Source organism: Acetobacter sicerae (assembly GCF_011516765.1).
In the GTDB taxonomy this organism is placed as follows: Bacteria; Pseudomonadota; Alphaproteobacteria; order Acetobacterales; family Acetobacteraceae; genus Acetobacter; species Acetobacter sicerae.
The window spans coordinates 41,622-48,297 of record NZ_JAAABN010000017.1; the positions used below are offsets into that span (position 1 = coordinate 41,622).

The following is a 6,676-nucleotide window of genomic DNA, read 5'->3' on the forward strand; positions in this document are numbered from 1 at the left end:
CCGTAGAGTCCATGCCTGACTTTTCACTACGCAGCTTGTCCCAAAACAATTCCTCCCACTGCACTGATAGCGACCACGACCAGCGGGGGCGCCCGCCAGACTGTCAGTAAAACAAAGCCGACAAGCACAAGCCCGAAATCGCCCGACGATTTGACGGCGCTCGTCCAGACCGGCGTGTACAACGCAGCGCCCAGCAGGCCCACCACAGCGGCATTGACACCTCGCATGATCGCCTGTGCTGCTGGACGACTACGCAAGGAATCCCAGAAGGGTAATACCCCGATGAGGATCAGGATCCCTGGCAGAAAGATGCCGAGCAGAGCCAGGAAGGCACCCGCTACACCGTGGGGTGGCAACTTGACGATCACACCGAGATAGGCGGCAAACGTGAAGAGTGGTCCCGGAACCGCCTGTGCAGCGCCATAACCGGCAAGAAAGGCGTCGTCACTGACCAGACCTGGTGTCACAAAGGCTTCATGGAGCAATGGCAGCACCACATGACCGCCGCCAAACACGAGCGCGCCAGATTGGTAGAAGGCATTGAACAATGAAAGTCCCCCCGGCGCACCATGCTGGCCGAGAACAGGAGGAGCGAAGAGCAACGCTCCGAAGGCCAGAAACGCGGCCATTCCGACACGGCGCGACACAGGCATGGCGACATGTCCGCTATCCGATGGCGAAATGGTGCGACAGAGCCACAGGCCGACAACGCCCCCGAGGGCAATAGCGCCGATTTGGGCAAACGGCGAGGTAACAAACAGAATAATGAGTGCGGCTAACACCGCGATAGAAGCACGCACCCGATCCGGACAAAGAGTTCGAGCCATGCCCCACACGGCCTGTGCAACGATGGCCACGGCGACGAGTTTCAATCCATGCAAAAGACCGAGGCCAATCGGTCCCCCGAGTGCGCCCGCGCTATAGGCGAAGAGAACAAGGACGAGCGCCGAGGGCAGAGTAAAGCCGGTCCACGCCGCGAGGCCACCGAGATAGCCCGCCCGCATTAGACCGATGGAAAATCCCACCTGGCTGCTCGCCGGACCGGGCAGAAACTGACAGAGCCCCACGAGATCCGCATAGGCGCGTTCATCAAGCCACCGCCGTCGGACGACAAACTCATTGCGGAAATATCCGATATGCGCGATTGGGCCACCGAAGCAGGTAACGCCCAGTCTGAGGAAGATGAACAGAACTTCCCATGCTGCGGCCGTCCGTTGACGTTCTGGCGCTGCGCCAAAGGGCACGATGGTCATCGGGTTGGGCCCTTTGTCTTCCGGACAAGTGCGAGACAGGTATCATGCGCACTTTAAGAGCATCATGCTGGCATGATCGACTTCATCAATCAAAAAAGGCTGTATAAATCAAGCGAGGAATCATAATCATCCCTCCCTCAATAAGGCGGAACATAACCCGGCGCTGTCGGGTAGGCAGGCGCTGCGGAACCAACGGTCGCTGCGACAACCCCTGCGATAAGACCGGTTGCTGCGGCCATCAGAAGATACTGTCCGCCTGACTGCATCCAGTAGTAACCCGCGGGAGGTGCCCAGAGCCCCCGCCGCCCGCGCCAGTCACTGACCATCCAACGCGGCTCACGCGGACCGGAATAATAGTCGCCTCTCCGCCAGTGTTTCATGTGGCCATAGCCATGTCCACCGCCCCCACCATGGTGGTCATGCTCGCCGCGTGCCCAGGGAGGGTCTGCGTAGGCAGCGGAACAGGTCATAAGCAGACTAACTGACAGGAGAGTTGTCGTGAATCGTTTTGTCATAGGCACCTCCATATGAAGCTCAGGAAGAAAGCGCGGCCTTACGGCTTTTGTGTGGACAGAGGATTGGCGGCTTGATCTCCACGCAGAAGCATGCGTCCTAAAACCCCGTCTTTCAGAATGACCTGATGGAAAATCGCCGCCATGCCATGGCCTGTGGCAATCGTGACAATCAACCACGCATTCCAGTGATGGATGTTTTGAATCCAATGGAGAAATGGCGCGGGGAAGCGGACAAATGGTGAGGGCATAAGAAAGCCGAAAAAACTCATGGCCTGCCCTGCCCCCCATCGCCAGAGGTAGCCGAGCACGATTTCAGCCAGAAGCAGCACGTAGAGCGTATATTCCACGCCCAGCGCAAAGAAACGGTCGAGCGGCCGCAGCAGGTCCGATAGATGCCGGCCTTTCGTCAGGCGCCAGGCAATGCGGAACGCCATGATTGCCGTCAGCAGGATGCCCGCTGTCAGATGCGCAATGACCATCAGATGATGAACCGGTTTTGCTGGCCAGCCCCAGCTTTCGCCAAGAGCGAACTGAAACAGCACCAGAAAGGCGGTTGCCCAGTGAAGGGCAATCGTCGGCCTGTCATAGCGCTGGGTATGCGTGATATCCGGCATCGCGTCGGGCATGCCTTTCTCCCAGATAACGGTGAAGAAACTGTAATTCATATCACACCAAACCTGACGGGAACCTGAACAAGAAGTCATGATAAATAATAAATTCCATTGAAAATAACTCGCAGTATTAGAATTAATTATTTGTTGTCATGCGGAAATTGAAGACCTATTCCTAAACACAATTCAGATTGCCAATGGATAATCTTATGTCGCGACTTCATCCTCTCGCTGAACGTCATGCTGTCGAGAAACTGGGCTGGCTGCGCGCGGCCGTCCTTGGCGCCAATGATGGAACACTCTCCACCGGAAGCCTGATTGTTGGTGTTGCCAGTTCTCACGCGACACACGGCAGTATCCTCATCGCAGGATTATCCGCGCTTGTGGCTGGCGCCCTCTCCATGGCGGCCGGGGAATATGTTTCGGTCAGCTCCCAGCGGGATTCTGAACAAGCCGACATCGCCCGTGAAAAACAGGAACTGGCCACGGACTGGGACGGAGAAGTGACTGAATTGGCAGGGATCTATCAGCAGCGTGGGCTGGATGCAGATCTCTCCCACAAGGTGGCCGTCGCCCTCATGCAGCATGATGCCATCGGCGCTCATGCCCGAGATGAACTGGGCCTTTCGGAAGCCACAGCGGCCAGACCCATCCAGGCGGCCTTCGCCTCGGCTTCTGCCTTTTCGTCAGGGGCGGTGCTGCCAGTTCTGGCGGCTGTTCTGGCCCCCGTGGCCTGGGTGTCCTGGAGTGTCTCCCTGACATCCGTCGTGGTTCTCGCCGTTCTAGGTATCGTTGGTGCAGTCGCCGGTGGCGCAGCCCCTTTGCGCCCGGCGCTGCGCGTGACGTTCTGGGGTATTATGGCAATGATCGTCACCGGCGGCATCGGACACCTGTTCGGCGTGTAACGCAGAAACAGGTGTCAAGTGAGACCTGTGTAGCGCCCTTGACCCCGCCCAATATATCCATGATAGTTGATATATGGATACCGATTCTGCCATCGCCGCGCTCAATGCCCTCTCGCAGTCTACGCGACTAGAAATTTTTCGTCTGCTGGTGCGCCATGAACCGGACGGCCTGCCTGCCGGTGAAGTCGCCCGTCAGCTCGATCTGCCGCAGAACACCATATCGGCCCATCTCGCGACCCTGACGCGCGCTGGTCTGCTGACCTCGCAGCGCCACAGCCGGCTGATCGTCTATCGCGCCTGTCTTTCCCGCCTGCGCGACCTGATGCTCTTCCTCGTCAGGGATTGCTGCGCGGGCAGCCCCGAACTCTGCGCGCCCTTGGTCGCAAACCTGTCCTCCTGCTGCCCATCTCCGGAAACCTGCTTATGACCGTCACGATCTGGCACAACCCGGCCTGTGGCACGTCGCGCAATGTACTCGCACTCATCTGCAACAGCGGAGAGGAGCCCCGGATTGTCGACTATCTGAAAACCCCACCCAATCGCGCCGAACTGGTCGATCTGATCGGCCGCATGGGGGTGCCGGTGCGCGCGATCCTGCGCGAAAAGGGTACCCCCTATCACGAACTCGGCCTTGATGATCCAGCCCTGAGCGACGATGCGCTGTTCGACGCCATGATGGCGCACCCGATCCTGATCAACCGGCCCATCGTCATCACCCCGCTCGGTGTCGCGCTCTGCCGCCCGTCTGAGACGGTGCTGGATATCCTTCCTTCTTCGCAGCGTGGCGCATTCGCCAAAGAGGATGGGGAGAAGATCGTGGATGAGGCCGGAAAGCGGATCGTCTGATGCTAGCCCTTGTTATTTTCATTGCCACGCTCGTATTCGTCATCTGGCAGCCGCGCGGTCTGGGCATCGGCTGGAGTGCGATGGCTGGTGCCACTGTTGCCCTGGCGACAGGTGTGATCCACTGGCATGATATCCCCGTCGTCTGGCACATCGTCTGGGACGCAACCTTTACCTTTATCGCGCTGATCATCATCTCGCTGCTGCTGGATGAGGCCGGGTTCTTCCACTGGGCCGCCCTGCATGTGGTGCGCTGGGGCAAGGGGCGGGGCCGCACGCTGTTCCCGCTGATCGTGGTGCTGGGTGCGGCCATCGCGGCCGTGTTCGCCAATGATGGCGCGGCCCTGTTGCTCACGCCCATTGTCATCGCCATCCTGACCCAGCTGCGCCTGAGCCCCGCCGCTGCCCTGGCCTTTATCATCGCCACGGGCTTCGTCGCGGATACGACCAGCCTGCCGCTGGTGATTTCCAATCTGGTGAACATCGTCAGCGCCAATTTCTTCGGCATTCCGTTTGACCACTACGCCGCGATCATGGTCCCGGTCGATCTGGTCGCCCTTGGTGCAACACTTGCCGTGCTGTGGCTCTCTTATCGGCAGCAGGTACCCCAGACCTACCCCGTTACCGAACTGCCCGCACCCGCCACGGCCATTCGTGACCGCCATGTGTTCCGGGCGGCTTTTCCCCTGCTGGCCCTGGTTCTGGCCGCCTATTTCCTGACCGCCCCGCTGCATATCCCGGTCTGTATCGTGGCCTGTCTGGCCGCCGGCACCCTGCTGGGGCGCGCGGGATATGGGCGGGTCATTCCCATCCGCCGCGTACTGCGCGGTGCGCCGTGGCAGATCGTGATTTTCTCGCTGGGCATGTATCTGGTGGTTTACGGGCTGCGTAATGCCGGGCTGACCGATTATCTGGCGACAGCCCTGGTCTGGCTTGGCCACCGGGGGCCGTTTATCGCCACGATCGGCACCGGCTTTGTGGCGGCTATCCTGTCCTCGGTCATGAACAACATGCCCAGTGTGCTGGTTGGCGCACTGGCGATCGGGCAGGCGCAGGACATTACGCCACTGACCCGTGACCTGATGGTTTACGCCAACGTCATCGGCTGCGATCTCGGCCCCAAATTCACCCCGATCGGCAGTCTGGCAACATTGCTGTGGCTGCATGTGCTGGCCTCCAAAAACTATCGGGTCACATGGGGGCAATACATGAAGGTCGGGCTGGTCCTCACGCCGCCCGTCCTACTGATTACGCTTGCTGCGCTCGCCTGCTGGCTGCCCGTCGTGAAACAGCCATGACGATTAAAGGAACCGATGACGCTATGACTGCTCCTGACCTACCTGCCCTTAATTCAGATTATCTTAAGCAGGTCGATTTTGCTCAACTTGAGCCTCAGCCACGTGTTGAGCATCCACCACGTATCCTCCTGCTTTATGGCTCCCTGCGCTCCCGCTCCTTCAGTCGCCTGCTTGTGCTGGAAGCAGAACGTATCCTGAAACTGCTGGGAGCAGAGACGCGAGTGTTCAATCCGACTGGCCTTCCGGTGGCGGACGCAGCACCCGTCACCCATCCCAAGGTTCAGGAACTGCGCGAGCTTTCGATCTGGTCGGAAGGGCAGGTCTGGTGCAGCCCTGAACGACACGGTACCATCACGTCTGTTTTCAAAAACCAGATCGACTGGCTGCCCCTGTCCGAAGGGGCTATTCGTCCGACGCAGGGGCGTACGTTGGCGGTCATGCAGGTCTCCGGCGGATCGCAGAGCTTCAATTCGGTGAATGCCCTACGGGTTCTGGGACGCTGGATGCGGATGTTCGCAATTCCCAACCAGTCCAGCGTGCCGATGGCCTATACGCAATTCGCCGATGATGACCGCATGATACCGTCACCACTCTACGACCGCGTGGTGGATGTCATGGAAGAGCTGATGAAATTTACGTGGCTGCTGCGGGATCGGACCGATTATCTAACCGACCGCTATAGCGAGCGATGCGAAGCTTTCAAACTGCCGGAAAAGCTCTGAAAACTGGAAAGATGAGCATCCTATTTTTCCAGCATTTCTTGCGCGATCACCCAAATCGAACAACATTGCCACCATCAACGATCAGTGCATCGCGACGTTCAAGACGGAGCTACCCGAAGACGATCCGGGTCGACCAGGGCTCGGAATTCGTTTCGCGCGATCTGGATCTAGGGGCTTATGTCAACAATGTCACGCTGGACTTTCCCCCGACCCGGCAAACCGACGGACAATGCGTTCATTGATACATCACGCGAACGTGAAAACCGACAAAAACGCGCCTGATTACTTTTCCGTCTGTTTCCTATGTGTTTCCTGCGGTGAATTTTAGGCACAAAAAAAGCCACCTGATTGGGTGGCTTTTCTTCTGTCTTTTCAGACGAATAGTGCGTGGTTGCGGGGGCAGGATTTGAACCTGCGGCCTTCAGGTTATGAGCCTGACGAGCTACCGGGCTGCTCCACCCCGCGGTGGTTTATGTGATGTGTTGATTGATGTGGATTGGAAGACCTGGCGGCGACCGACTTTCCCACG

Annotated in this window: 8 protein-coding genes, 1 tRNA gene and 1 pseudogene; 6 read left to right on the forward strand and 4 right to left on the reverse strand. The window is 58.7% G+C overall.

Annotation, left to right across the window (positions count from 1 at the left end; all coding sequences use genetic code 11):
* Nucleotides 1-26: 26 nt before the first annotated feature.
* The 3 genes from chrA to GVI59_RS14970 all read right to left on the reverse strand — a co-directional run bounded on the left by chrA (nt 27) and on the right by GVI59_RS14970 (nt 2,433).
* Complete coding sequence (chrA, locus tag GVI59_RS14960) at nt 27-1,253, reverse strand: chromate efflux transporter (RefSeq protein ID WP_173574954.1); 1,227 nt, start codon at nt 1,251-1,253, stop codon at nt 27-29.
* Nucleotides 1,254-1,390: 137 nt separating this feature from the next.
* The gene (locus GVI59_RS14965; protein WP_237596164.1) at nt 1,391-1,768 is read right to left on the reverse strand and encodes an RcnB family protein; all 378 of its coding nucleotides are present in this window, start codon (nt 1,766-1,768) and stop codon (nt 1,391-1,393) included.
* A gap of 38 nt (nt 1,769-1,806) precedes the next feature.
* The gene (locus GVI59_RS14970) at nt 1,807-2,433 is read right to left on the reverse strand and encodes a cytochrome b (protein ID WP_173574956.1); all 627 of its coding nucleotides are present in this window, start codon (nt 2,431-2,433) and stop codon (nt 1,807-1,809) included.
* Nucleotides 2,434-2,588: 155 nt separating this feature from the next.
* Here GVI59_RS14970 and GVI59_RS14975 point away from each other — a divergent pair, with 155 nt between their 5' ends.
* From GVI59_RS14975 to GVI59_RS18800, 6 genes and pseudogenes are all read left to right on the forward strand, one after another.
* Nucleotides 2,589-3,284, forward strand: coding sequence for a VIT1/CCC1 transporter family protein (locus tag GVI59_RS14975; RefSeq protein WP_077929756.1), 696 nt, complete (start codon nt 2,589-2,591; stop codon nt 3,282-3,284).
* Nucleotides 3,285-3,357: 73 nt separating this feature from the next.
* The gene (locus GVI59_RS14980) at nt 3,358-3,711 is read left to right on the forward strand and encodes an ArsR/SmtB family transcription factor (protein WP_173574957.1); all 354 of its coding nucleotides are present in this window, start codon (nt 3,358-3,360) and stop codon (nt 3,709-3,711) included.
* Nucleotides 3,708-4,130 carry an arsenate reductase (glutaredoxin) gene (gene arsC / locus GVI59_RS14985; RefSeq protein ID WP_086898150.1) on the forward strand — a complete coding sequence of 141 codons (423 nt, stop codon included), beginning with the start codon at nt 3,708-3,710 and terminating at the stop codon, nt 4,128-4,130. The genes GVI59_RS14980 and arsC overlap by 4 nt, the downstream gene beginning before the upstream one ends.
* Complete coding sequence (locus GVI59_RS14990; protein ID WP_277876407.1) at nt 4,130-5,425, forward strand: arsenic transporter; 1,296 nt, start codon at nt 4,130-4,132, stop codon at nt 5,423-5,425. Before arsC ends, GVI59_RS14990 begins: the two co-directional genes overlap by 1 nt.
* 23 nt (nt 5,426-5,448) lie before the next feature.
* Complete coding sequence (gene arsH, locus GVI59_RS14995; protein WP_173574958.1) at nt 5,449-6,147, forward strand: arsenical resistance protein ArsH; 699 nt, start codon at nt 5,449-5,451, stop codon at nt 6,145-6,147.
* Nucleotides 6,148-6,257: 110 nt separating this feature from the next.
* Nucleotides 6,258-6,405 (forward strand): annotated as a pseudogene (locus tag GVI59_RS18800) (IS3 family transposase); the annotation flags it as partial.
* Nucleotides 6,406-6,535: 130 nt separating this feature from the next.
* Here the strand turns inward: GVI59_RS18800 and GVI59_RS15000 are convergent.
* Nucleotides 6,536-6,612 (reverse strand) — tRNA-Met (locus tag GVI59_RS15000).
* Nucleotides 6,613-6,676: the final 64 nt, after the last annotated feature.